18 protein-coding genes and 4 pseudogenes are annotated in these 23,684 nt (G+C 57.0%); 14 read left to right on the top strand and 8 right to left on the bottom strand.

Annotated elements, in window-relative coordinates; all coding sequences use genetic code 11:
• Positions 1-71: 71 nt before the first annotated feature.
• The 6 genes and pseudogenes from LCW13_RS06700 to LCW13_RS06680 all read left to right on the top strand — a co-directional run.
• Positions 72-278 (top strand): annotated as a pseudogene (locus LCW13_RS06700) (hypothetical protein); the annotation flags it as partial.
• 49 nt (positions 279-327) lie between these two features.
• Entirely contained in the window at positions 328-627 is a 300-nt protein-coding gene (locus LCW13_RS17435; protein WP_209443826.1) for a DUF3141 domain-containing protein, read from the top strand.
• Positions 624-2,027, top strand: coding sequence for a DUF3141 domain-containing protein (locus tag LCW13_RS06695; protein ID WP_209443825.1), 1,404 nt, complete (start codon positions 624-626; stop codon positions 2,025-2,027). The genes LCW13_RS17435 and LCW13_RS06695 overlap by 4 nt, the downstream gene beginning before the upstream one ends.
• Before the next feature lie 66 nt (positions 2,028-2,093).
• A complete protein-coding gene (locus tag LCW13_RS06690) occupies positions 2,094-2,552 on the top strand; it encodes a hypothetical protein (protein WP_043337196.1) in 459 nt (152 codons plus the stop codon).
• A gap of 105 nt (positions 2,553-2,657) precedes the next feature.
• Positions 2,658-2,882, top strand: a complete 225-nt coding sequence (locus tag LCW13_RS06685; RefSeq protein WP_087720112.1) for a hypothetical protein — start codon at positions 2,658-2,660, stop codon at positions 2,880-2,882.
• Positions 2,883-2,942: 60 nt separating this feature from the next.
• Positions 2,943-4,117, top strand: a protein-coding gene (locus tag LCW13_RS06680) for an IS3 family transposase (RefSeq protein ID WP_225348121.1) whose coding sequence is annotated in 2 segments (ribosomal slippage) — positions 2,943-3,198 and positions 3,198-4,117 — 1,176 coding nt in all. Because the reading frame shifts where the segments join, the coding sequence is not laid out codon by codon here.
• Positions 4,118-4,347: 230 nt separating this feature from the next.
• On the opposite strand, the gene LCW13_RS06675 is transcribed toward LCW13_RS06680, so the two are convergent.
• Positions 4,348-5,139, bottom strand: coding sequence for a LysR family transcriptional regulator (locus tag LCW13_RS06675; protein WP_209443821.1), 792 nt, complete (start codon positions 5,137-5,139; stop codon positions 4,348-4,350).
• A 129-nt stretch (positions 5,140-5,268) separates the two neighbouring features.
• Between LCW13_RS06675 and LCW13_RS06670 the strand changes: the two genes are divergently transcribed.
• Positions 5,269-6,309, top strand: coding sequence for an SDR family oxidoreductase (locus LCW13_RS06670; protein ID WP_043336845.1), 1,041 nt, complete (start codon positions 5,269-5,271; stop codon positions 6,307-6,309).
• Between the two features lie 264 nt (positions 6,310-6,573).
• On the opposite strand, the gene LCW13_RS06665 is transcribed toward LCW13_RS06670, so the two are convergent.
• Together LCW13_RS06665 and LCW13_RS06660 are read right to left on the bottom strand one after the other, a co-directional pair.
• Positions 6,574-7,350 carry an SDR family NAD(P)-dependent oxidoreductase gene (locus LCW13_RS06665; protein ID WP_043336843.1) on the bottom strand — a complete coding sequence of 259 codons (777 nt, stop codon included), beginning with the start codon at positions 7,348-7,350 and terminating at the stop codon, positions 6,574-6,576.
• Positions 7,351-7,434: 84 nt separating this feature from the next.
• Entirely contained in the window at positions 7,435-9,231 is a 1,797-nt protein-coding gene (locus LCW13_RS06660) for an NAD(P)/FAD-dependent oxidoreductase (protein WP_225347870.1), read from the bottom strand.
• A 483-nt stretch (positions 9,232-9,714) separates the two neighbouring features.
• Here LCW13_RS06660 and LCW13_RS06655 point away from each other — a divergent pair, with 483 nt between their 5' ends.
• The 5 genes and pseudogenes from LCW13_RS06655 (at position 9,715) to LCW13_RS06635 (ending at position 16,395) form a co-directional block, all read left to right on the top strand.
• Positions 9,715-11,697: a sigma-54-dependent Fis family transcriptional regulator gene (locus tag LCW13_RS06655; protein ID WP_225348120.1), complete on the top strand. Its 1,983-nt coding sequence runs from the start codon at positions 9,715-9,717 to the stop codon at positions 11,695-11,697.
• A 531-nt stretch (positions 11,698-12,228) separates the two neighbouring features.
• Positions 12,229-13,218 (top strand): DUF1852 domain-containing protein, encoded by a 990-nt coding sequence (locus LCW13_RS06650; protein WP_191236798.1) that lies wholly within the window; start codon positions 12,229-12,231, stop codon positions 13,216-13,218.
• A gap of 97 nt (positions 13,219-13,315) precedes the next feature.
• Positions 13,316-14,350 (top strand): methionine synthase, encoded by a 1,035-nt coding sequence (locus tag LCW13_RS06645; protein ID WP_054555785.1) that lies wholly within the window; start codon positions 13,316-13,318, stop codon positions 14,348-14,350.
• A 273-nt stretch (positions 14,351-14,623) separates the two neighbouring features.
• Positions 14,624-15,142 carry a flavin reductase family protein gene (locus tag LCW13_RS06640; RefSeq protein ID WP_225347869.1) on the top strand — a complete coding sequence of 173 codons (519 nt, stop codon included), beginning with the start codon at positions 14,624-14,626 and terminating at the stop codon, positions 15,140-15,142.
• Positions 15,143-15,257: 115 nt separating this feature from the next.
• A pseudogene (locus LCW13_RS06635) lies at positions 15,258-16,395 on the top strand (IS3 family transposase).
• 73 nt (positions 16,396-16,468) lie between these two features.
• Here the strand turns inward: LCW13_RS06635 and LCW13_RS06630 are convergent.
• The 3 genes from LCW13_RS06630 to LCW13_RS06625 all read right to left on the bottom strand — a co-directional run bounded on the left by LCW13_RS06630 (position 16,469) and on the right by LCW13_RS06625 (position 19,601).
• Positions 16,469-16,951 carry a DEAD/DEAH box helicase family protein gene (locus LCW13_RS06630; protein WP_225347868.1) on the bottom strand — a complete coding sequence of 161 codons (483 nt, stop codon included), beginning with the start codon at positions 16,949-16,951 and terminating at the stop codon, positions 16,469-16,471.
• 21 nt (positions 16,952-16,972) lie between these two features.
• Positions 16,973-17,107 carry a hypothetical protein gene (locus tag LCW13_RS17430; protein WP_263643037.1) on the bottom strand — a complete coding sequence of 45 codons (135 nt, stop codon included), beginning with the start codon at positions 17,105-17,107 and terminating at the stop codon, positions 16,973-16,975.
• Between the two features lie 391 nt (positions 17,108-17,498).
• Complete coding sequence (locus LCW13_RS06625) at positions 17,499-19,601, bottom strand: DUF262 and DUF1524 domain-containing protein (RefSeq protein ID WP_225347867.1); 2,103 nt, start codon at positions 19,599-19,601, stop codon at positions 17,499-17,501.
• A 144-nt stretch (positions 19,602-19,745) separates the two neighbouring features.
• On the opposite strand from LCW13_RS06625, the pseudogene LCW13_RS06620 reads away from it, so the two are divergent.
• Positions 19,746-20,721, top strand: a pseudogene (locus LCW13_RS06620) (DDE-type integrase/transposase/recombinase).
• A gap of 42 nt (positions 20,722-20,763) precedes the next feature.
• On the opposite strand, the gene LCW13_RS06615 reads toward LCW13_RS06620, so the two are convergent.
• Entirely contained in the window at positions 20,764-21,372 is a 609-nt protein-coding gene (locus tag LCW13_RS06615) for a hypothetical protein (protein WP_225347866.1), read from the bottom strand.
• A gap of 3 nt (positions 21,373-21,375) precedes the next feature.
• A complete protein-coding gene (locus LCW13_RS06610; protein ID WP_225347865.1) occupies positions 21,376-22,401 on the bottom strand; it encodes a hypothetical protein in 1,026 nt (341 codons plus the stop codon).
• 373 nt (positions 22,402-22,774) lie between these two features.
• Here LCW13_RS06610 and LCW13_RS06605 point away from each other — a divergent pair.
• A pseudogene (locus LCW13_RS06605) lies at positions 22,775-23,678 on the top strand (IS30 family transposase).
• Positions 23,679-23,684: the final 6 nt, after the last annotated feature.

Genomic DNA, 23,684 nt, shown 5'->3' with positions numbered 1-23,684 from the left:
GAGGTGCAGTCATGAAAAGCAGACGTTTTTCTCGTCGGCACGATCGTGGTCGTCAGCGACGACTCGCCCGGGGCTTCTTCTGCCCCTGCCACGGCTCCCAGTTCGACTTCGCCGGACGCGTGTTCAAGGCGGTGCCGGCGCCGATCAACCTGAAGGTTCCGCCGTACCGCTTCCTGTCCGAGTCCCGGATCGAGATCGGCGCCCACGACATCCTGACACTGAGAGGTATCCACTATGACCGCCAAAACATCCACCACCAAGCCACCCACGGCTCATAAAACCCCGCGCAAGCGCCAACCCACCGCCCCACCAGAGATGGACGCCCCGATGACCGCACCCGAGCCCGAAGAAGGCACCCTCCCGAGCCACCCGGCCACGGAGCTACTCGCCTATCAGACCGACCTGTGGCGACGCGGCGTACGCTACCTGGACACGCTGTGTGAGCGCGCGGACAACATGCTCGAGCATGAGCAGGCGGGCAAGCCGCCACTGCTCGACTTCGATTACGAGATGCTCGTGGATGGCCGTCGACTGGCGCGCCCCGCCAACTATGCCCTGCTGCGCATCACCCGGGTCGGCGAGGACTGCCTGGAGGACTGCCTCGACGAGACTAGGCCGCCAGGATGATCGTCGACCCGCGTGCCGGCCACGGCCCAGGCATCGGCGGCTTCAAGCGCGACTCCGAGGTGGGCATGGCGCTCCACGAGGGACACCCGGTCTACTTCGTGATCTTCTTCCCCGAGCCCGTCCCCGGCCAGACACTGGAGGACGTGCTGCACGTCCTGCGCCGCTTCGTCGAGACGCTGGCCGAGCGCCACCCCGGCCAGCCGCCGGTGCTCTACGGTAACTGCCAGGCGGGCTGGGCCATCGCGCTGCTCTCCGCCGACTGCGAGGGTCTGGTCGGGCCGGCGGTGCTGAACGGCTCGCCGCTCTCCTACTGGTCCGGCGAATCCGGCGTCAATCCCATGCGCCTCGCCGGCGGCCTGCTTGGCGGTGCCTGGCTGACGCACCTGATGGCCGACCTGGGAGACGGGCGCTTCGACGGTGCGAACCTCGCCACCAACTTCGAAGCCCTCAAGCCTGCGAATACCCTGTGGCAGAAGGACTATCAGCTGTTCGCCGACATCGACGGCCAGCGCGAACGCTTCCTCGAGTTCGAGCGCTGGTGGACGGGCTTCTATAGCCTGAGCAAAGAGGAGATCGTTGCCATCGTCGAGAACCTTTTCGTCGGCAACAAGCTGGAGCGTGGCGAGCTCGAGGTCTGCCCCGGCTGTAGCGTCGACCTCAAGCGCATCCGCAACCCCCTGGTGATCTTCGCCTCCGGCGGCGACAACATCACCCCGCCCCATCAGGCGCTCAACTGGATCCCCGCGGTCTATCCCGATACCGCGGCACTCAAGGCCGCCGACCAGCGTATCGTCTACCTGCTCAATCCCCACGTCGGGCATCTGGGCATCTTCGTCTCCTCCAAGGTGGCGCGCCTCGAGCACCGAGCGATCCTCGAGAGCGTCGGCAATCTGAATGACCTGGCCCCTGGCCTCTACGAGATGCGCATCGACAACCCCACCGGCGACCCCGACTGTCACAAGCCCCAGTTCCAGGTGCGCTTCGAGGAGCGCCGCGTGGAAGACATGAACTTTCCCGACCGGGCCCCGGCGTTCGAAGGGGTGCGAGCGCTCTCCGAGCACAATGTGGCCCTCTACGAGACCTTCGTCGGGCCCTGGGTGCGGTTTTACACCACCCCCTGGTCAGCCGAGGTGCTGCGTCAACTGCATCCGGCGCGGACCAGCCGGCTGATGTACTCGGAACGCTTCTCCCCCTGGATGACCGGTGTGAAGTGGCTGGCCGAGATGGTAGAGACCGCACCGGCGCCGATCGATAGTGACACCCCCTATCGGCAATGGGAGACGCTGTTGAGCGACTCTATCGCCTCGACGCTGGAGCTTGCCGGCACGACCCGCGACAGCATGTACGAGATGGGGTTTCGCAGCCTCTACGGCGGGGGATGGTGGAGCGAGAACGAGTGACCCAGTCGAAGCCGACCCGGTTTACAGCCAATACCTATAGAGCAACCCACTAATGGAGAGCAATAAATGAAGATCGAGACCTTTCATGACCTGATCGACTGGACTCGCCAGCTGCATGCCCAGTTGGCCGAGTGCTTCAGGCACTGTGCCACCCGGCAGGAGGAGGCACGGGCCAAATCACTGCTGGAGTATCTCGCCGATCACGAGGCGGTCCTGGAGCACACCGTGGCCAGCTTCGAGAAGCAGGCCGACCCCAAGGCCCTAAACACCTGGGTCTACGATTATCTGTCGCATGCGCCCATCAAACCCCATCAGGCGTGCAATTTGCCCTATGCCGAGATGGGCTTCGAAGACATCAGCCGGGAAGTCTTCTCGCTGCACGATCAGGTCATCGCGCTATACCGCTACCTGGAAGGACGCGCCGACATCCCCGAGGCTCGGGATCTCGTTCGCGAGCTCTTGAAGCTGGAGGAACACGAGGCGATGCGTCTGTCCCAGCAGATCAACCGGGCTCGGGATCTATAGATGTCGACGCTACAGGGCCGTCTAAGCAGAGGTCGTAGCCACTAATGAAGAACGGATGATCGCCCGGCACGTGCAGCGCACATTAACCAACACCCAGGAGGTGACATGACCCAGACGGCAACGCCAGTGGCCCTTGCGACGCTCGATGATCTGATTCAGCGAGCCGGTGGCGGTAACCCGATCCGCGTCGCCGTGGTCAACGCGGCCCAGGCCGCCGTGCTGGAGACGCTTCGCGAGGCGGCGAGGCTGGGCATCGCCGAGCCGGTGCTCATCGGCCGTCCCACCGAGATCGTCGAGGCCGCCGCGGCGATCGGGTGTGTAGTGGCATAGTGAATCTGGCCACCTGATTTTGAGTGTATGATCACTCACAGAGACAGTCAGGTGCAGATGATGACGAAGAAGAGAACGTTCAGCCCGGAATTTCGCTTGGAAGCGGCCCAACTCGTGGTCGATCAGGGTTACACGCTGAAGGCGGCGTGTGAGGCCATGGGAGTTGGCAAATCCACCATGGAATATTGGGTACGCAGGCTTCGGGCTGAGCGAGCAGGCAAGGCGCCGCTGAAAGGTGAGGCTCTGACGCCGGAACAGCGTGAGATCCAGGAACTGAAGCGCAAGCTGCGGCGAGTGGAAGAAGAGAAGGCAATATTAAAAAAGGCTACCGCTCTCTTGATGTCGGACTCCCTGAGCAATTCTCGATAATCGAGCGACTTGAAGAGAGCTACGCGGTGCAGCACTTGTGTCAGGTGTTTGGGGTGCATCGCAGTAGCTACCGGGCTTGGCGTGGTCGGGATAGAAGACCTTGTGAGACTGAGCAGAAGCTGCTGGATCAGGTTGTCGAGGCGCATACCGTCAGTAACGGCTCTGCCGGCGCTCGCAGCATCGCAAAAATGGTCACGCAGGCAGGAATACAGTTGAGTCGTTATCGGGCCAGCAGGCGGATGAAGCAGCTGGGGCTGATGAGTTCGCAGCCGCCGAGGCACGCCTACAAGAAGGCTGATCAGCCACACCTGGATATACCGAATGTTCTTGATCGGGAGTTCGATGTAAAGAAGCCCAATCAGGTATGGACCGGCGACATTACCTATATTTGGACAGGGGCACGCTGGGCTTATCTGGCAGTGGTCATCGACTTGTATGCTCGTAAACCCGTGGGGTGGGCATTGTCCCTATCGCCGAACACGGAGCTGGTAAAGAAAGCGCTGACCATGGCCTACGAATCGCGTGGAGAGCCACGGAATATCCTGTTTCATTCGGATCAGGGTTGCCAGTACACCAGCCGGGCATTCCGGCAGATGCTTTGGCGCTACCGAATGACGCTGAGTCTCAGTCGCCGTGGCAATTGCTGGGACAATGCCCCAACAGAGCGCTTCTTCAGAAGCCTGAAAACGGAATGGATACCAGAGATCGGCTATCCCGATGTCGCTGCGGCGAAGCGATCTGTCACTGATTATATGATCGGTTACTACAGCAGCCTCAGGCCGCACAAGCATAACGATGGGATACCGCCGAACTTGGCAGAAAAGAACTACTGGAATGCTCAAAGATCGGTGGCCAAAAACACTTGACCACTACAACCGGATTGGCCATCCGAGGCCCAGCCTGCCATAGACATGATGTGGGTCGTTCTTTGCCCTTGCCACTCCCCGGCAGCCCTCAAGCGCGAGAGCTGGATGCACGACTCTGGCAGTGTGAGGCCTCTCTCTCACTGCCAAGCTTGTCGTGAAGAAATTCGATGAAGGTACTGATCCGTCGACTTGCATATCTGCCTTCCGGAAACACGGCGTACAGATTCACTTCAGGAATCCTGATAGTCATTCAGCACAACTTCCAGTCGTCCGACCTCAATATCCTCTGCCACATCCACCATCGATTTAAATATCACTCCAGCCCCTGCGATCGCCCACTCGCGCAACGCGCCACCATCGCTGGCCATTCGGTTCCCCGCCACCGTCACGGAAAATACCTGCCCTGCCTCCTGGAACTCCCAATGGTTCTGGGGCGCTCCTGGGCGAGCGAGCACCATGCACTGGTGGGATGACAGCTCTGATGGGTGTTGGGGGCGCCCTGCGTCCTGCCAATAAGCAGGTGCCGCACACACAACACGATGGGTACTGACGAGACGTCGTGACGTCAAGCTTGAGTCCGCCATCGGCCCATGACGAATGGCCAGATCAAATCGTTCATCGACCAGGTCCAACACTCCATCGGATAGCACGAGTTCAAATTTTACTTCCGGGTGCTGTATCAGGAACTGATCGATCAGCCGTGGTAGGCGCGTGCGGCCAAAATCATTGGTCGCCGTCAGCCTGATGGTGCCACTCAGCGACCCTGTGCCCGAGATCCGCTCAAGAGCCTTGTCATACTCGGCCAGGATCCTTTCGCTGTCGTCTCGAAATTGTTCGCCTTCCGCCGTCAAATGCATGGCACGCGTTGTTCTGACGATAAGCTTGGCCCCGACCTGCTGCTCAAGCTTCTGTAAGGCTTGGGTGACCAATGACGGGGACTGGCCTCGCTGACGGGCCACCGCCGCCATTGACCCACGCTCACAGATATCCACAAAAAGTTTCATTAACGCCAAGCGATCCATTATTCACCATATAGTGAAGGATGAATTCATCAGTCGAGCATTTATTAGCAAAACAAACAATGCCACTGTCAGGGCCGACGTCATGGGCGACCCCTCCCATGATCATGCGCCACAGGACAGGAGAGTCTCATGAGCCAACATCACCTATTAGTCGCTGGTGCCAGTGGCGTCATCGGCCGTGCAGCAACATTGGCCTTTGAAGAGGCAGGATGGCGAGTCACGACACTCTCTCGCTCCTCAGAGGGTCCGGGAAGCGGACACCACGTCAGCGCCGATCTCTTGGATATTGCCTCTTTGCGAGATGCAAGTGATGTACTGAGCAGCGTGACGCACGTATTTTACGCCGCCTTGAAACCGGATCCGGACCCTGCCACTGAAGCACAACAAAATGGCGACATGATGCGGCACCTCTTCCAGGTGCTTGAAGAATCCCAAGCGTCAATCGAGCACCAGGTCTTCGTACAGGGCGGGAAGGTCTACGGTGCTCACCTCGGGGTCTACAAAACACCGGCTCGAGAAGAGGACAGCCGGCACTTCCCCCCCAACCTGTATTTCGAGCATGAAGATCTGGCTCGCGAACTCGAAGGCAAGGGAATTCGTTGGACCGCATTGCGTCCCGACATCGTGATAGGCCATTCCCTGGGTTCAGCCATGAACCTCGGTAACCTTATCGGTCTCTATGGCACGCTTTGCCGGGAGCTCGGTGTTGCCATGCAATTCCCCGGTACGGCGCGTGCCTACGATATCTTGCTGAACATCTGCGATGCCGATCTGGTGGGCAAAGCCGCCCTGTGGGCCATCGCAGAGAACCAGCAAGGGCCCTATAACGTCACCAATGGTGATCAGATTCGGTGGCGCCACGTCTGGCCAGAGATCGCCAACTGGTTTGGGCTTGAGACTGGCGAGCCTCAACCTATTTCGTTGGAGACACGTCTCGCTGCCGTGTCAAGCACTTGGAAGACGCTTGCAGAGCGCCAAGGACTTGCCGAGACAGATATCGACAAGATTGCGCAAGGTGGCTTCGGAGATTTCATCTTCCATGTCGAAGAGGACGCTGTCTTTGATTTGACGAAGGCTCGCCAAGCCGGCTTTGCAGAAATGTGTCGCCACTCACCCCAGAGTCTCATTCAGCACCTTGAGGCCATGAAGGAACGCCGCCTGATCCCTTGACGTTTGATCACTCGACCCCTCTGGTACGCACCTGCTCGATTCGCCCTAAGTGCTTGAGCGATGACGTACTACGGGGGCACTAACACGCTGACAGATAACCGCATGAGCCTACGCGGTTGCAGAGTAGACCGCCCCATGAGCGAGGGTCATAAAGCCTTCAAGTGACAGAAGTCAGGAGCCGTCACGACAAACAGGCCGCCTTCCATTAGCGAAGGTGGCCTGTCTCGTGCTGTCATCATGTATCGAACCATGATCAGCGCTAGCTTACAGCGTGAAGCCACCATCGACGGCGATGGCCTGCCCTGTCACGTGTTCGGCCTGGGCGAGGTAGACCACCAGCTGCCCCATGTCCTCAGGGGTCTGGGCGACTCCCTGGGGCAGCAGGCTCTTCTGCAGGCGCTCCCATGCAGCGGGCTCGCTTTCGCCTTCCTGACTCCAGCGTGCCGAGAGCCCACTCTCGCCCCGCCACATGCCGGTGCCCACCACGCCCGGGCAGATCGCGTTGACGGTGATGCCTTCCGCTGCCACTTCCTTGGCGACGGCATTGGTAAAGCCGATGACCGCGAACTTCGAGGCACAGTAGTGCGACAGATCAGGAAAGCCGACCTTGCCGGCCATCGAGGCCACGTTGATGATCCGCCCGACGCGGCGTGAGCGCATCACGGCGACCTCGGCCTGAGTACACAAGAAGGTACCTCGCGCATTGACGTTCATGACGCGGTCCCACTCCTCCACCGTCAGCGCATCGATGGAATGGATGCCGATGATGCCGGCATTGTTGACGGCGATATCGAGCGGGCCGAGTCCGACCTCTGCCTCTTCAATCAAGCGCCGCACGGACGCCGCATCCGCGACATCGACCTGTAGCGCCAGACACCGTCTACCCAGTGCCTCCACTTTTGCCGCCGTCTCGCGGGCGATGGCGAGGTCCAGATCCGCCACCACGACATCCGCGCCCGCCTTGGCCAATGCCAGCGCGATCCCCTGGCCAATACCGCGCCCACCCCCTGTCACCAGTGCAATCTTGTCGTTCAGTTGCATGAGTCGTCTCCTGAATCTCTCACTGAAATCTGCAAATGCTGCGCTGCTGCCATGACGCTGGCACACGGTCCAGCGCCACTGGCCTCAGCTCAGGTGGTGGACTTCCTGAAGGCCGTAGACCGGCGTCGGGATACCCTCGAGCCGCGCCTTGAGCTGCAGCGCCAGATACTGGGAATAGTGGCGGGACTGGTGCAGGTTGCCGCCGTGGAACCATAACGCCTGCTGCTGGGTCGGCTTCCACATGTTGCGCAGCTCGCCCTCCCAGGGCCCGGGGTCCTTGAGCGTATCGGAGCCCATGCCCCAGCATTTGCCGACCTTGTCGGCGACGTCCTGCGAGATGATTCGTGCCGCCCAGCCATTCATCGAGCCGTAGCCGGTGGCATAGACGATCAGATCAGCGGGCAATTCCGAGCCATCGGTCAGAGTGACCGATCGCGGATTGATGCGCTCGATGCCAACGCCACTGCGCAACTTGATGTCACCATTGGCGACCAGATCACAGGCGCCCACATCGATGTAGTAACCGGAGCCGCGGCGCAGATATTTCAGGAACAGGCCAGAGTCGTCATCGCCGAAATCGAGCAGGAAGCCTGCCGCCTCCAACCGGCGGTAGTAGTCGGCGTCGCGCTTGCGGATCGCCGCGAAGATCGGGCGCTGGAAGTCAGGCAGTATCCGGTAGGGGATCGAGGCAAAGATCAGGTCCGCCTTGTGGTGATCGATGCCGTTTTGCACCGCCTGCTCGGAATAGAGCGGCCCCAGCGCCTCTTCCATCAGCGAGTTGGACTTCACCACATGCGTGGAGGAGCGCTGCAGCATGGTCACATCCGCGTCGTGCTCCCACAGCGCAGCACAGATATCGTGAGCGGAATTGTTGGCGCCCACCACGACCACCTTCTTGCCACGATAGGCATCCGGCCCCGGGTGCTGACTGGAGTGCTGCTGCTCGCCTTCGAAGGTCTCGGCCCCGGGGAAGTGCGGCACATTGGGCATGCCCGACATGCCCGTGGCCAGTACCAGCTGCTTGGGACGCAAGGTCACGGGCTTGCCGTCGCGTACCACCTCGACCACCCACTCGCCGCTCGCCTCATCAAAGTGCGCACTCTCGCAGGCCGTGGAGTTCCAATAATTGAGCTCCATGATCTTGGTATACATCTCCAGCCAGTCCGCGACCTTGTCCTTGGGCGCGAACACCGGCCAGTTTGCCGGGAAGGGGATGTAAGGCATGTGGTCGTACCACACCGGATCATGCAGACACAGGGACTTGTAGCGATTGCGCCAGGCATCGCCCGCGCGCGGATTCTTGTCGATCACGATGGTCGGCACATCCATCTGTCTGAGCCGCGCGGCCAGCCCGATACCGCCCTGACCGCCACCGATGATCACGCAATACGGCTGGCGCTCGTAGCCCAGCTCGGCCTCTTCACGCTGACGCGACTCAAGCCAGGTCTCACGCTGCTTGTTGGCACCATGCTCGGCGCCCTTGGGGCGTTGCATGCCCAGCGGCTCAGGGAATTCCTTGAGTTCGCGCATGGCGGTCAACAGCGTCCAGCAGCGCCCTTCCTTCAGGCGCAACAAGCCCTTGCCGCGTGCATCGGCGGTCTCGAAGGTGAACCAGGCTTCGACGATGCCGCCAGCCTCACTGGCCTCACCATCCAGCTGCCAGTGAGAGGGAGCGACATGCTCGAGGGTCGCCGCGAGCATCGACTGGATCTCATCCTTGCCCTCCGACGTCTTGAGATTCCAGGTGAAGGCGATCAAATCGCGCCAGTAGCATTCCTCGCCAAACAACGAGAGAACCCGGGCGATATCGCGCTGAGTCAGGGAGGACTCGAAATCATCGAGCCATTGCTGAGCGATCTGAGTTGGCGTGCGTGCGGTCATGGCGTCTCTCCGCGTGTTGTTGGATGTTGTAGTCACGCCTTCCATCCAAGGCATCAAGCATGCCAGCTTCGTCATTCACGCCTGACAAAGCTCGTAAGCACTTGTCGTAAATGACAAAATTCGCCACTACCGAATCACCACCCTCCTCGCCTCGCCTGGCTCTCCACCTTCCTTGTGACAACTGTACGCCGTACGCCTGACACGGGGCGTTACACCTGTAACGCCCCGACCAAGGGTGCAGGACAGGGTGATTGACGCTCCCGCCACACCGCATACGCTTGAAGGAGCACACGCCGCTTTTGCTATGGCCGCTGTTGTGACAACCGAGATTGCCACCGCCACTTTCACAAGAGCCATAGCCACTTGCACAAGAGCCATAGCCACTATCAAAAGAGCCGTCCCGAGACGGCCAGCGCCGAGGCAGCCATGATCCGCCAACTCGAAACGATGCAGCCCGACAAGCGGCAGCATATCCAGACCCTGATGCAACTGGGCGAAGGACGCGACGTCTTCCCCGAGACGCAGCGCGACGTCATCCGTTGCTCCTGGCAGCGCTGTCTGGAGGAATACCAACTCGACCCCAGCCAGCCTCGCCCCGTCCGCGTTCTGACCCAGCAGGCGCTGCGCGATCATCAGGAATCGGCGGATGAGCTGCTGCATGTGGCACGTGCCGGGGTGGAGCGGCTCTATAGTCAGATCGCACAACATGGCTATGCGCTGATCCTCACCGATCAACGCGGTATCGCGGTGGATTTTCGTGGTCAGCGTGATCAATTGAGTGAGCTGCGGCGCGCGGGCCTCTATCTTGGGTCGGACTGGAACGAGCGCTATGCCGGCACCTCGGCGGCGGGCACCTGTCTGCACGATGGCGCAGCCGTCACCTGCCACCAGCGTGAGCACTTCGATGCCACCCACATCGACCTGACCTGCACCGCGGCCCCCATCACCGACCCCCAGGGCCGAGTGATCGCCGCCCTCGACATCTCGGCGCTGAAATCACCCCGCCCGCAGGAGAGCCAGACCTTTGCACTTTCCCTGGTCACCCTGCATGCCCGCATGATCGAGGACGCCTACTTCCTGCATCGCTATCGGGATTGCCTGATCCTGCGCTTCGACACAGCGCGGGAATTCGTGCACCTGAATGGTCGTGGCCTGTTTGCCATTCAGGAAGATGGCAAGGTGATCGCCGCGAACCACGAAGGCCGACGCCTGATCGATGCGCATCTGGAGCGCTGGCCACCGTGGACGGTCTCCACTCTGCCCGCTGTCACGCAGCTGTTCGATGGGGAGCTCAATGAGCTATTGAGCATTCCGCACGCCAGCCGGGATCAGATTCGCGCCTTCCGTCTGCGGGCGGATGACGCCATCGTCTTCGTGACGCTGATCGAGCCACGCGGCTATCCGGTGCGAGCCCAACCCACTGTCAGTCAGCAGGATGACCCGGTGCCCGAGCTGGACCAGCTCGCGGGAGATGACCCATCCATGCACCGGCTGCTCAAGCTGGCGCGCCGCATGCGCCATGAGAGCGTGAGCATCCTGATTCGTGGCGAGACGGGTACCGGCAAGGAAGTGTTGGCGCGAGCGCTGCATGACAGCGGGTCGCGCGCCAAGGCGCCCTTCGTGGCGGTGAACTGCGCCGCCATCCCGGAATCGCTGATTGAAAGTGAACTCTTCGGCTATCTGCCGGGCGCCTTCACGGGAGGAAGGCCCAAGGGCATGCGTGGCCTGATCCAACAGGCCGACGGCGGCACGCTGTTTCTGGATGAGATCGGCGACATGCCGCTGTCGCTCCAGTCACGCCTGCTGCGCGTGCTCGCCGAACGAGAGGTGTCGCCACTGGGGGCCGAGACGCCCATCAAGGTGGATATTCGCGTCATCACCGCCACGCATCGTGATGTCACGGAACTGATCGCCAGCGGGCAATTCCGCGAAGACCTCTACTACCGACTTAACGGCGCCGAACTCCTGCTACCTGCGCTGCGTGAGCGCGCCGACCGCCACTACCTCATTCGCAAGCTGCATGCGGAGCTGCAAGCCGAACGCGACCAGTCACTCCACCTGCGCGCCGATGCCATCAGTGCGCTGCTGAGTCATCACTGGCCGGGCAATATCCGCCAACTGCGCAATGCGATTGCCTTCGCGATGGCCACCGCGGAAGGCGATGAAATCACCCTGCATGATCTGCCAGAGGTCTGCCAGACCCACACCGTCAGCGCCCGCGGGGCTGCCAGCTCGCTTGCCGCTGCCACCGCCTTTGCCTCCGGTGCTTCCCCGAACCCGGCCTCTCCAGCGCCCGCGTCTGCAGGGGCTGATGCGGACGCCAGCGATCTGCTCGAGCTGTTACGCCACACGGATTGGAACGTCAGCCAGGTCGCCCGCCAACTCGGCGTCTCACGCCCCACCATCTACCGCCGCATGCGCCGCCACGGCCTGGTGGCGCCCAATCATCAGCCACTCGCCTCATGAGCCAGCTGCATCTTCATGGCCGAGTATGGAGAACGTGAAGAGTGCATGAGGATGTCGTGCTCTGAAGCGTCAGGTGCCTGCCACACACGCAGGCCCGAGCGGAAGTTCGGGCCTGCGTGTGTGTTTCTATTCTTACCCCTCTTACCCCTCTTTCCCACTCCTCACGTCAACGTCTCTACGGCTCACATTGCGCACTTGCTGAGCCCGCCTACCCCCGCTCGATTCGCCGGCCTTCACAGCGCCCGAAATGACGCCCTCCCTCATCATGAATTTCACTCAACTTGAACATTAAAAAATCCAGTTTGTCTCATGGAGCCAGGCACTAGATACTCACCTGCATCAGATCGTTGATGAAGACTTCCCATGACGCTGCACTTCACAGCCAGCACACGGAACGTGATGGCGAGCAGCGTGCCTCTCCCGGCATGGATGCGTTCTCACAGAGAGCAACTTGCTCACGAGACGCCTGAAAGATCACGGGAAGATGTCGACGACACAGTGAATTTCTCTCTCAGGATCAGGGTGAACGCCATGAGCAACGAATTCGGTTTCAGCATCAACAGTCTGCGCTTCGACGAGAACTACGTTCCGGCGGAAAACACCCGCCTGACCACTAACTTCGCCAACCTGGCGCGTGGTGAGAGCCGTCAGCAGAACCTGCGCAGCACGCTGAACATGATCAACAACCGATTCAATGCGCTGGCCAACTGGGACAACCCCAAGGGCGACCGTTACTCTGTCGAGCTGGACATCATTTCCGTCGAGCTGAATCTCGATGCCGCGCGTTCCGACAACGCCCTTCCGATCATCGAGATCCTGCAGACCACCATCGTCGATCACCAGACGAATCAGCGCATTGACGGCGTGACCGGCAACAACTTCTCGTCCTACGTGCGCGATTATGACTTCAGCGTGCGCCTGCTGGAGCACAACAAGGGCAAGGACTCCTTCAGCGTGCCGGAGCAATTCGGCGAGCTGCACGGCAATCTGTTCCAGGCCTTCGTGGGTTCTGCTGCCTACAAGGAATGCTTCAAGAAGCCGCCGATCATCTGCATCAGCGTCTCGACCACCAAGACCTACCAGCAGACCGAGAATGTGCACCCGATCCTCGGGGTGGAATATCGCCAGGACGACGATTCCCTGACCGATGCCTACTTCAGCAAGATGGGCCTGAAGGTGCGCTACTTCATGCCGCCGGGCAGCGTCGCGCCGCTGGCCTTCTACCACACCGGCGACCTGCTCAACGATTACAGCAATCTGGAGCTGATCAGCACCATCAGCACCATGGACACCTTCCAGAAGATCTATCGTCCCGAGGTCTACAACGCCAATTCCGTGGCCGGAAAATCCTATCAGGCGAGCCTGAAGCAGCAGGACCATTCACTGACGCGCATCGTGTACGACCGCGAAGAGCGCAGCCAGCTCGCCATCGAGCAGGGCAAGTTCGTGGAAGAGAGCTTCATCAAGCCCTACCAGAGCCTGCTCGAGCAGTGGTCCGCCAACTGGTCCGCCAACCAATAAATCCCTCATTGGTCAGCTCACTGATCCGCAAACAGCGCGCGCTGATCGACGAACGACATTCGCTATCTGAACCATTCCAAGGACAAGGTTATTCATCATGACGAGATTACTCCCGACCTCCACCGCTGGCAGCCTGCCGAAACCGTCCTGGCTCGCCGAACCGGAGGTCCTCTGGTCCCCCTGGAAACTCGAAGGTGAGGCACTGATCGCGGGTAAGCAGGATGCCCTACGCGTCTCCCTACAGGAGCAGCAACACGCCGGGATCGATATCGTCAGCGATGGCGAGCAATCGCGTCAGCACTTCGTCACCACCTTCATCGAACACCTGAATGGCGTGGATTTCGAGAAGCGCGAAACTGTCAAGATCCGTGATCGCTACGAAGCCAGCGTGCCGTCCGTGGTCGGTCCGGTCTCCCGCCAGAAGCCGGTGTTCGTCGAAGATGCCAAGTTCCTGCGCTCGCAGACCGATCAACCGATCAAGTGGGCACTGCCGGGGCCGATGACCATGGTCGACACCCTCTTCGATGGCCATTACAAGAGCCGCGAGAAGCTGGCGTGGGAATTCGCCAAGATCCTCAACGAGGAAGCCAAGGAGCTCGAAGCGGCAGGCGTCGACATCATCCAGTTCGATGAACCGGCCTTCAACGTGTTCTTCGATGAAGTGAATGAATGGGGCATCGCCACGCTGGAGCGTGCGATCGAGGGCCTCAAGTGCGAGACCGCCATCCACATCTGTTACGGCTACGGCATCAAGGCCAACACCGACTGGAAGAACACTCTGGGCTCCGAGTGGCGTCAGTACGAAGAAGCCTTCCCCAAGCTTCAGCAATCCAACATCGATATCGTCTCGCTGGAATGCCACAACTCCCACGTGCCGATGGAGCTGATCGAGCTGATCCGTGGCAAGAAGGTCATGGTCGGCGCCATCGACGTCGCCAACAACACCATCGAGACGCCGGAAGAAGTCGCCGAGACCCTGCGCAAGGCGCTGCAGTTCGTGGATGCCGACAAGCTCTATCCCTGCACCAACTGCGGCATGGCCCCGCTCTCCCGTGAAGTCGCCCGCGGCAAGCTGCAGGCACTCAGCGCCGGCGCCGCCATCGTGCGCAAGGAACTCGAAGCACAGCGCTGATAGCTGGGTCGAGACACCGAGCTGGCCAGGACACAGCACTGACAGATAGCGTCCAGCTAGTTCCGAACCGAGTTGGCCCAACGATAGTGCTCAAGAGTGGAAACAGCTGCGGCTGACACCGCCGCAAACAAAAATGGCCATCGTGAAGAATTCACGACGGCCATTTTTTCATCATTCTTACCCTTGTCACTCAAGCGCCCAGACCCGCGCTATCGCTGCAGCCCTTCCCCCACGGCTGATCATTACCACCTCCCCAATCTCCCAGGATTTGCCATGTCGCTCTCCAACACTAACCCAGCCCCCACCATCGACCCCGCCAGTTTCCGTGAAGCCCTCGGCCACTTCGCCTCCGGCATCACCATCATCACTACCCAGGTCGACGACGAACCGATCGGCTTCACCTGCCAGTCGTTCTACAGCGTCTCGATGAACCCGCCGCTGGTCTCCTTCAGCGTCAAGGCCAGCTCGTTCAGCTACCCGAAGATCCGCCAGGCTGAGCGCTTCGCCGTCAACATCCTCTCCAGCGAGCAGAGCCATGTCTCCACCCAGTTCGCCATGCGCGGCGCAGACAAATGGCAAGGCATCGACTGGAAGCTCTCCCCTCTCGGCAACCCGGTCATCAATGACAGCCTGCACTGGCTCGACTGCAAGATTCACGCTGAGCACCCCGCAGGCGATCACCTGATCGTGATCGGAGAAGTGAAGGGACTGAATCTGGATGTTGCTACGGCCGCGCGGCCGCTGCTGTATTTCAAAGGGAAGTATGGGGGGATGGCTGGGGAAGAAAAATAAGACTGAGGTACTGAATAGGCTGAAACCTTGAGGATCAGACTAGGGGATTATGATTGAAGTGGACCCCGGAATTCGGACCAGGCGCTAAGCTCTGATCAGACCGGAGAGCTTGATCATGAGCAGGAAACGTCGACAGTACAACAGTGAGTTCAAAGCCAAGGTAGCCCTCGCGCCCTCAAGGGGGGAACAGACCACATCGAAGATCGCGGCCCGCTTCGAGATCCACCCAACCATAGTGAGTCAATAGAAACGCGAACTGCTGGACTACGCCACCGGCGTCTTCGAGAGCAAGAGTCCTGGTAAAGCCGCCCAGAAGACTCAGGAGGAAATCGATACGCTCTAACGTGAGATCGGCAAGCTGACGGTAGAACGGGATTTTTTTGTCACGTGGGCTCGGTCGTTGAGCCGCGCCCAGCGCCTGGCACTGGTCGTGCCGTAGACGCCCGACATCCGCCTCTGGCCTCAGTGCCAGCTACTCGGTATCAGTCGCTCCTCGATGCACTATCAGCGCAAGACATTACGGGCCTAGGACCTTGGAGGTAATGCGCCTGATCGACGCGGAGCACCTGCGTACACCGGTCTATGGCTCACGACCTATGTCAGCCTATCTCAATCGCCTGGAATACGCGGTGAACCGCAAGCGCGTTCAGCGATTAATGCGCGAGATGGGCCTACAGGCTATTTATCCGAAGCCATGCACCAGCCGGCCGGGCGTGGGGCATCGGATCTATCCTGACTTACTGCAGGGGGCGGGTCATCGACCGTCCCAATCAAGTGTGGGCGACCGATATCACCTACACTCCCTTGGCACGCGGGTTCATGTACCTGATGGCCATCATGGACTGGCACAGCCGTCGCGTGTTGGCCTGGCGGGTCTCCAACCCCCTGGATACGGACTTCTGTATCGATGCTTTGGACGAAGCCCTGGCGTGCTATGGAAAGCCCGAGATATTCAATACAGATCAAGGCTGTCAGTTTACCAGCCAAGCGTTCACCGAAGTTCTGGAAGCCCATGATGTCCGGATCAGCATGGACGGCAAGGGGGGTACCAGGACAACATTTTCGTAGAACGACTCTGGCGCAGCGTAAGGTACGAGTGTGTTTAATTGAAGGCTTTCGAGAGTGGCATCCACTTGCGAAGAGATCTAAAGCGTTACTTCGCTTGGTACAACAAGGGGCGGCCCCACCAAGGACTGGACGATACCACACCCGATGAAGTGTACTTCTCTCAATCGCTGACCCTGGCGGCCTGACGCCGATGATGATCCGATCCGAGCTTAGACGATCTGTCAGGTGGTCCAAAGGATGGGGTCCACTTCACCTGAATCACCGCTTCGTCGGTAATGCTCTCCCCGAATAGCGTACTGGCGAAGTGGCAGGGCTTGAGCATCGGCCAAGGTTGCTCTCGTCATCGCCCCCCGCCAGCTCTGCACTGGTCCCCACCATGCAGAGCTGGCCGCGGGAAATCGAGAAACGTACCTTCAAACGCCGAAGCAAGCAGGCCACGTCGGCATCCTGGGTGCCATCGTGGGTATACAGCTCGTAGAGCACCAGATAGCGCAGCAGGCTAGGGTTAGCCTGGTTGTGGCGCCAGATGCTGACGTCCTCGGTCTCCAGCAACAGGTAGTCGAGAATCTTGTAGTTGGTCAGCAGAATGTCTGGCGGATCTCCCTGCATGGCCTCGTGGTTGGCGATCGCCTTGTAGATCCAACCGCCACTTCCATCCTTCACGGGCTCGAGCGTGACCTCGAGAGAGATATCTGGTTCTGCACCCTCCTCCTTGCTGGAAAAGGAGATCATCTGGCCCATGTGCCCTGGGCCTCTAGGCCTCTAGGCCACCATGTTGCTGAGCAACGGCGACTTGAGGATCTCCTCGGCAAAGCGCCCCGTCTGTTCCGCCGCCAAGGCGTTCATCGGATAGAGAATGATCGCCTCGATGCCATTGCGCTTACCGGCTTGGTGCATCCGCTGGCAGTGATCCAGCACCGGTTAAAGGAATCACTCCGTCTTGCCTAAGCCCGTGACGGTCGTCACCAACGTGTGCTGAGACTGGTTGCCACCGCGTATGGTCAGGCGGCGCCAACTCGTCGCCTAGTGGCGGAACGGCACATAGGGAATCTCGATATCGAACATGCCCGAAGTATCCTCGAACCCAACCGGAAGGGACCGCGGATCTGTACCCAGGGTCCCTTGAACAGGCCGTTTTAGGGGGCGTTGAAAAAGGCGTCCAAGGCCTCTTCCGTGGCGTGATCGCGCAGGCGGAGGTGGCCTGCATATAGTGCAGCACCTGCTTGTGGGCTTCCTAGGCTTGCGTGGCTGGGAGCATATATTACCCTTGTATCCCTGTACCGTTTTCTCAAGACAGAGCCTGTTCGTAGGCCTGCCGGATGATCGGTAACACTTCCTTGATATGATCCTCGTTGACCACCCCCCTATAGACGCCGGTCAAGTTGCCATGACGGATATAGCTCCACTGATGTGTCGGGTCGACTTCTTGAGCAAGCTCTGGATCCAGCTCGTCATGTTCGACAGCCATGATCATCCCCAGATATCCAGACCGGGGAACGACCTGAAGAAAGCCGCTGAGAGTGTAAAACGTCACATTCTTCTTGCTGACAATGGGCGTGATATCGTCTCCCATGGCCAACACCGCCTCCTGCAAGGAGTCATACAGCTTCACATTACGCTTCCCGAGAACGCCCTCAATGTCATACTGGCTTGAGCGTGTCTGACGGTCCCTTAACTCGTACTCGGCAACCAGCTTGCTATCGATATCCAGCGCAGTCCATATCTTGATCGCTTTTTCAGCGAGCTTCTCACCTCGCTTCTGTATCTGTACTTCGGTCCATGCGTCCTCTTTCTTCACATAGCGATTGAGACGAAGCGGACTGTCATTGAAACCATTTTCAATAGATTTTTTATCTTCGAAGCTCCTGTCGCTGTACTCAGGGTTGTATCCGGTAAGGGTCAGGTTTCCGAGCCGGTGAACCCACTGCTGCTGAATCTCCACCCAGCTATCGCCCAGCATCTTCTGCCACTCAACACGAAGCTTTTCATTCTGGGGCATGATATGCTCAATCGAGAAGCTGCTTGTATCGATCCTTTCCTTGCTTCCCCTGTTCTCGATATTAGATAGCAGAAACTTTAGTATGCGAAGCCCGTACAGCTCATGGTTCTTCAAGGCATGCTCGAACTCTGAATCTGACGGGAAGCGACTATTCCTCTTAAACCTGGCCAGTGCCACCTTGAGAGTCTCAAAGGGTTTACCCATCTCAATATGCTGCGCCAAGTTGGCGAAGATATTACCCAGAGACCGGGTCTGCATTCCACACACCTGGCGCCTAAGAAGGTAGCTTTCTAGGTAGGCAACGGCCTGGAGAAAATCTTCTTTCTTTAACGATCCTTCTCCGTCTTCTGGGGAATATGCATCGTACAAACGCATGATGGCGGGTGACACAACCTCAGCCAACGAACGCAGACGTTTGAAGGCTTCCAGCAGCGACTTGTCTTGCTCAGCCCCAAACATGAAGGCAGCGTGGGCACGCGCCAGTTTCAGTAGGCGCTTCAACGCCACCTCTACATCTTGGTGTTCAAGCTGATCGGCAAACCACACCTTGAAAGTGCTGTAGACATCCTGGGATCGAAGCAAGGTGCTGCTTCCAGTTTCCAGCGTTAGGAAGTCCTGCATGAAGCGGTCGAAGCGGTAGCTTCCCTCGCTTCCAAAAAGCTGTTCCATTGGGTACCAGTATTCGAGATACAGCTTGGTCTGCGTTTCATACTGCTGACGCATCAAAACATAGTTGCGGATCAAATCTGCCTGGCACAGATCCACACCTGTGGAGTTCAAACTCTCGAAAATTGCCTGCGGGTCATCTTGACTCTGCTGAAGCACAACCTCTACTACCTTGAGCTTCTGAAATCCCTGGAAAACCTTTTCGATCGTTTCGACATCAACCAGCCACTCACAGAAAAACTGAAAGTTTTCTGCAACATTCTTGCTGTTTGTACTCTTAGGGGACTTCCCATCGATCACCGCACAAAGCGCCTCGCTATCCCCCTTTGTCAGCAGCAACTTGTAGGCAGCTTCACCTTGACCGTACTCATTGGTAAGAAAGTAGCCGTAGATTGCCTTGAGGGGCGTCATCCCAACCAGCTCGACACCCAGCTCAGCGGCACGCCTAGCCAAGGCCGCCATGAGGAGGGTAACTGTGGTGAGGCGCTGCTGGCCGTCAATCACCTGCCACTGGGGGATACTCGCCATGGTCTGATGGTTGGGTATCAAGACCAAAGAGCCTGTGAAGTGACTCTCGACATTCTGGGACGCTCCAGCACGCAGGATGTCCTGGAATAACTGCTGGCAATGCGGCTCCTGCCAGCTGTACTTTCGCTGGAATATTGGAATCAGGAACTGCTTGGGCCCCTGAATCAGCTGAGTAAGAAATACGTCTCTGGCATGCATTCTGTACAACCTCCCTGTCTATTGGTTTGGGCGCTTCAACAGCGCCCTGTAGTTATAGGGTCTCGGATGTTCAATTGACTAGAATAAGCTATCCTTTGATTGCTGCCAGAGGGCTTCTTCGTCTGTTCGTTCAGGAGTATCGAGATGGATATCAAGCTTCATAAGCAAGCCACTACAACACCCAAGATCCGTGCCGAGATCTAAGCCGCTCCTGCCATATCCCGGACACGGTATTGGCGAAGCGCTTTGGGGTGAGCGATATGACCATCCGCCGGTAGCGGCATCGAGACGACGTATATGATCGTCCTCACACGCGTCATAACCTCCTGGACACCCTCAACAGGAAGAAGTGATCATCGCCGCCAGAACGTTCCTTCGCCTGGGCTAGATGATCTCCTCGTGGTGGCTCGTGAGTTTCTTCATCCGTCCCTTTTCCTCGCTGCCTTGCACCGGATGCTAAAAAGGCGGCAGGTACCAATGCTTGCTGAACTGGCACGCCAAGTCCAAGAGGTCAACAAGCAGGCTCCCAAGGCCTTGCGGGACTACGAACCAGGCTACCTGCACATCGACATCAAGTACCTGCCGCAGATACCCTATTAGGCCCAACCACGGTACCTGTTCGTAACCATCGACCGCGCCACGCGCTGGGTCTTATCTTGAGGTGCGCTCCAGCCAGTAAGCGAAGAACGCAAAGGCGTTCTTCTATCGCGTTATCGACAAGGCACCGTTCAAGGTTCAGAAGGTGCTGACAGACGATGGAAAGTGTTTCACCGGTCGTTTCACGCCGGGCGGTGAACGAAAGCCGACAGGAAGCCATCTCTTCGACAAGGCCTGTGCACAGCATCATGTCAAACATCGGCTCATCCGTCCGGCCCCACAAACCAACGGGATGGTCGAGCGCTTAAATGGCCGTATCAGCGATGTACTGGCAACTCGATGATACGAATCGACGGAGGATCTGGAGCAGACACTTAAGTATTACTGTTGGCTCTACAATAACTGCATCCAGCAGAAAGCGCTACATCATTAGGCACCGATAGCAGCCATGAAAGATTGACAAAAAAGGCAGTCCAAACTGTTTCACAGGCGGGTAATTAATCACGCGAGCCCCGACACCTAATATTACGCAGCTCACGTGATAAGACAGATATCAGTCATATACCTAGTCCTGAAAATATTCCCATCTAAGCATATTCATGACAATTGCATATATATTAAAAACAAACGACTTCAAAAGAAGCAATAGGTATATAAAACTACTCCCAACAATAGCGTAAACAATATTAATTGTCACATATTTGACACAAACAAAACTAGGGACATGCTCACTTAAATTTGCAATGAAGCCACCCGGCTGCCCAAATAGCAAAATTAATGCGTAGAAAACAAGAAAAAATATGTACGAAATAAAAACTTTAATAAACGCGAAAAAATTATATTTTAGAGTTGGTAACCCTGTTTCCTTATTTACGTGATCCATCATCGCCAGCATCATCTTTGGCTTGGAAAGAGTCGCAAATATTGTAAAACCCGCAATCAAAAACCCTAATGTTGTGATAGAGAAATTAAAGCCCATCTCAGACCATTTTCGCAAGTCAGACAAGATAATTTCTTCATCGTTTGAGAGCAAAAATGCATTCAAGGATAACAACAAAAATATAATAGCAACAAAAATTACTTGGAACTTGCCGGGCAAGATTCTTCTTGAAAGTATATACACATCCCAAAGTGATTTTTCGCTAGTAAGATCTGACTCTTTAAAGCGGTACATAAATTAAAGCCTCGAAAAGAGATCCTTGATTCTATTCACTACTTCAGTTGCCAATTCTGGAACTGAGATTGCACTAGAATGAACCAATTGCTTAAATTGCTGATATTTAACACGTGCAGCCTCTTCTGCATTCCTAGGTAGCTCGTCTAACTCAACTATCAAGTTAAAATCTTCATTACTACCACGAATAGTATCGCCTTGCATGTCGTAACCTTTAAAACTTATCTCTGAGTTCCCTAGATCTGAGGCAGAGCTAGTTTGTCCATATACTTGATCTTTATTAAGTCCATGTTTGGTATTCGTAAACTCCACTTTTGCACTGTTACTATTCATTTCATCACGGCGACGGCCAAAGTCAGACCAAAAATCATCATTATTTATCTCTTCTTTGTTTGTAGAGAGTAGTTTTATTGTAACCTTATCGATATGCTTAAGGCGATCGACGAAATCTTTAAGAGACTCTTTATCTGATAGTGGTGTAATCCTTAGAATTGGAGAAGGAAATTTAGCATAGAGAGATTTTTTTGTAACACGTTGAAGCTCTGGATTTTTAATTCTTTTACTCTTCTCTTCCTCGTAAATCTCCTTAATATAGTCTCTATGACGATTCTTCAAGCAATATTGGCTTGTACTTTGAAAGTTTTGGATCGTTGGTGCACCTGGCATTTCCTTACTCAATATAAGTCGATGGTTATTGAGTATTAACAAGAAAGTCGAACTAGGGGCTGTTTCTAACTCACTACGATCTTCGACAATGCCATCTTCGGGACGATAAACTTGCTCTCTTTTGAGTCTAGCATTTTTTACTAGCCTACCAGAGACACCAAGTACAGGTGTATCTAAAGAATCATCCAAAATGACTAACTTTGTATCTAAAAAAAAATAATCCCCTTTCCCTTTAAGCTTTCTTATATAACGCATCTCATGAAAAGATGGCATTACAATTTCATCAAAAAGGTCTAAGAGAACTCTTTCATCACCAAACCTAAGTGTGTAATTACCAAACTCTAGCTTGCTCGAGAACAACATTATTTAGCCTTATCAGATATAGATTTTATTGGATATCGAATCAAAAAACCAGCAATGCTATTTTTACATTTAATTCAGCCTTCTAAAAATCATTCTTTTTAACCTAAAAGTTAAACCTAGGAAGCGACTTGATGAACGCGGCACCGAGTACATTATCACCAATTAAATTGAGTGCGGTGTGATATTGTGCTCTACCATCAGTTCATTTGTGAGCTCGATATTATATTTATAGCCGAAGCACTTTCGAGCTAACATTCTCAATTCGAGAGCAATGGTTTCCAACTATTCTTGGCTGGTCAGTATAAAATGGTTCTTAGAGAGGGCGGTCTCAATGACCAAGTGCAACACGTGACCCATCAGGTACGGTGTTGCCATGAACCACTGCTATCGCCATCTTTCTGCTGAAGACCGAGCCGCCATCATGATGATGAGAGCGACTCACTCGATCCGAGCTATCGCCCATCATCTGGGCCGTGCACCGAGTACCGTGTCGCGAGAAATCGCTCGCCACTCCATCAATGGCTACGATGCCAGCCTCGCAGGCTACCGGGCCCGCCTGACACGCCATCGGCCCCGTCGGCGTCCCAAGCTGCACCCCGACAGGGAGTTGTTTGAAGTCGTGGTCCATCTGCTGCGCAAGTACTGGTCACCGCAACAGATAGCCCGCACACTGAAGCGCATGTCTCCCAACGATTCACGTCGACAGGTCTCGCATGAGGCCATCTACAACGCGCTCTATGTGATGCCCCGCGGCAGCCTCAAAAAGGAACTCATCGCCTGCCTGCGACAAGGCAACGGCAAACGCCGGCCACGAAGTCGTGGCACGGATCGGCGCAACCAGATTCCCGGTCTGGTTAGCATCCACGCGCGACCGCCTGAGGTCGAAGATCGTTTGATGCCTGGCCACTGGGAAGGCGATCTCATCATCGGTGCCAACAATCGCTCTGCCGTCGGTACGCTGGTGGAACGCACCACGCGATGATCAAGGCAGAGAGATGGTGAAACATGCCGAGATCACCCAGAAGACCGGCACGGCGATCTACTTCGTTGACCCGCATAGCCCTTAGCAGCGAGTTTCGAACGAGAACACCAACGGTCTGTTGCGGCAGTATTTGCCAAAGGGCACGGATCTCTCCGTCTACAGCCAAGAAGAGCTCGACGAGATCGCCGACTCACTGAACACACGGCCTCGCCAGACACTGGACTGGCGAACCCCACTGGAAGTCTACGCCGAGGTGCTCAAGAAATCCGTCGGCGGTCCGAGCACCCTTCAATAGCGTTGC

The sequence above is a fragment of the Cobetia amphilecti genome (genome assembly GCF_020217465.1).
GTDB classification, from domain to species: domain Bacteria; phylum Pseudomonadota; class Gammaproteobacteria; order Pseudomonadales; family Halomonadaceae; genus Cobetia; species Cobetia amphilecti.
Note: the sequence above shows the minus strand (reverse complement) of the source record. Positions and strands in the feature narration are given on the sequence as shown.

Excerpts from the sequence above, each read along its gene's own strand:
- LCW13_RS17435 (WP_209443826.1), top strand. The coding sequence starts at position 328 with ATGACCGCACCCGAGCCCGAAGAAGGCACCCTCCCGAGCCACCCGGCC.
- LCW13_RS06695 (WP_209443825.1), top strand. The coding sequence starts at position 624 with ATGATCGTCGACCCGCGTGCCGGCCACGGCCCAGGCATCGGCGGCTTC.
- LCW13_RS06690 (WP_043337196.1), top strand. The coding sequence starts at position 2,094 with ATGAAGATCGAGACCTTTCATGACCTGATCGACTGGACTCGCCAGCTG.
- LCW13_RS06685 (WP_087720112.1), top strand. The coding sequence starts at position 2,658 with ATGACCCAGACGGCAACGCCAGTGGCCCTTGCGACGCTCGATGATCTG.
- LCW13_RS06675 (WP_209443821.1), bottom strand. The coding sequence starts at position 5,139 with ATGGATCGCTTGGCGTTAATGAAACTTTTTGTGGATATCTGTGAGCGT.
- LCW13_RS06670 (WP_043336845.1), top strand. The coding sequence starts at position 5,269 with ATGAGCCAACATCACCTATTAGTCGCTGGTGCCAGTGGCGTCATCGGC.
- LCW13_RS06665 (WP_043336843.1), bottom strand. The coding sequence starts at position 7,350 with ATGCAACTGAACGACAAGATTGCACTGGTGACAGGGGGTGGGCGCGGT.
- LCW13_RS06660 (WP_225347870.1), bottom strand. The coding sequence starts at position 9,231 with ATGACCGCACGCACGCCAACTCAGATCGCTCAGCAATGGCTCGATGAT.
- LCW13_RS06655 (WP_225348120.1), top strand. The coding sequence starts at position 9,715 with ATGCAACTGGGCGAAGGACGCGACGTCTTCCCCGAGACGCAGCGCGAC.
- LCW13_RS06650 (WP_191236798.1), top strand. The coding sequence starts at position 12,229 with ATGAGCAACGAATTCGGTTTCAGCATCAACAGTCTGCGCTTCGACGAG.
- LCW13_RS06645 (WP_054555785.1), top strand. The coding sequence starts at position 13,316 with ATGACGAGATTACTCCCGACCTCCACCGCTGGCAGCCTGCCGAAACCG.
- LCW13_RS06640 (WP_225347869.1), top strand. The coding sequence starts at position 14,624 with ATGTCGCTCTCCAACACTAACCCAGCCCCCACCATCGACCCCGCCAGT.
- LCW13_RS06630 (WP_225347868.1), bottom strand. The coding sequence starts at position 16,951 with ATGGGCCAGATGATCTCCTTTTCCAGCAAGGAGGAGGGTGCAGAACCA.
- LCW13_RS17430 (WP_263643037.1), bottom strand. The coding sequence starts at position 17,107 with ATGCACCAAGCCGGTAAGCGCAATGGCATCGAGGCGATCATTCTCTAT.
- LCW13_RS06625 (WP_225347867.1), bottom strand. The coding sequence starts at position 19,601 with ATGCATGCCAGAGACGTATTTCTTACTCAGCTGATTCAGGGGCCCAAG.
- LCW13_RS06615 (WP_225347866.1), bottom strand. The coding sequence starts at position 21,372 with ATGTACCGCTTTAAAGAGTCAGATCTTACTAGCGAAAAATCACTTTGG.
- LCW13_RS06610 (WP_225347865.1), bottom strand. The coding sequence starts at position 22,401 with ATGTTGTTCTCGAGCAAGCTAGAGTTTGGTAATTACACACTTAGGTTT.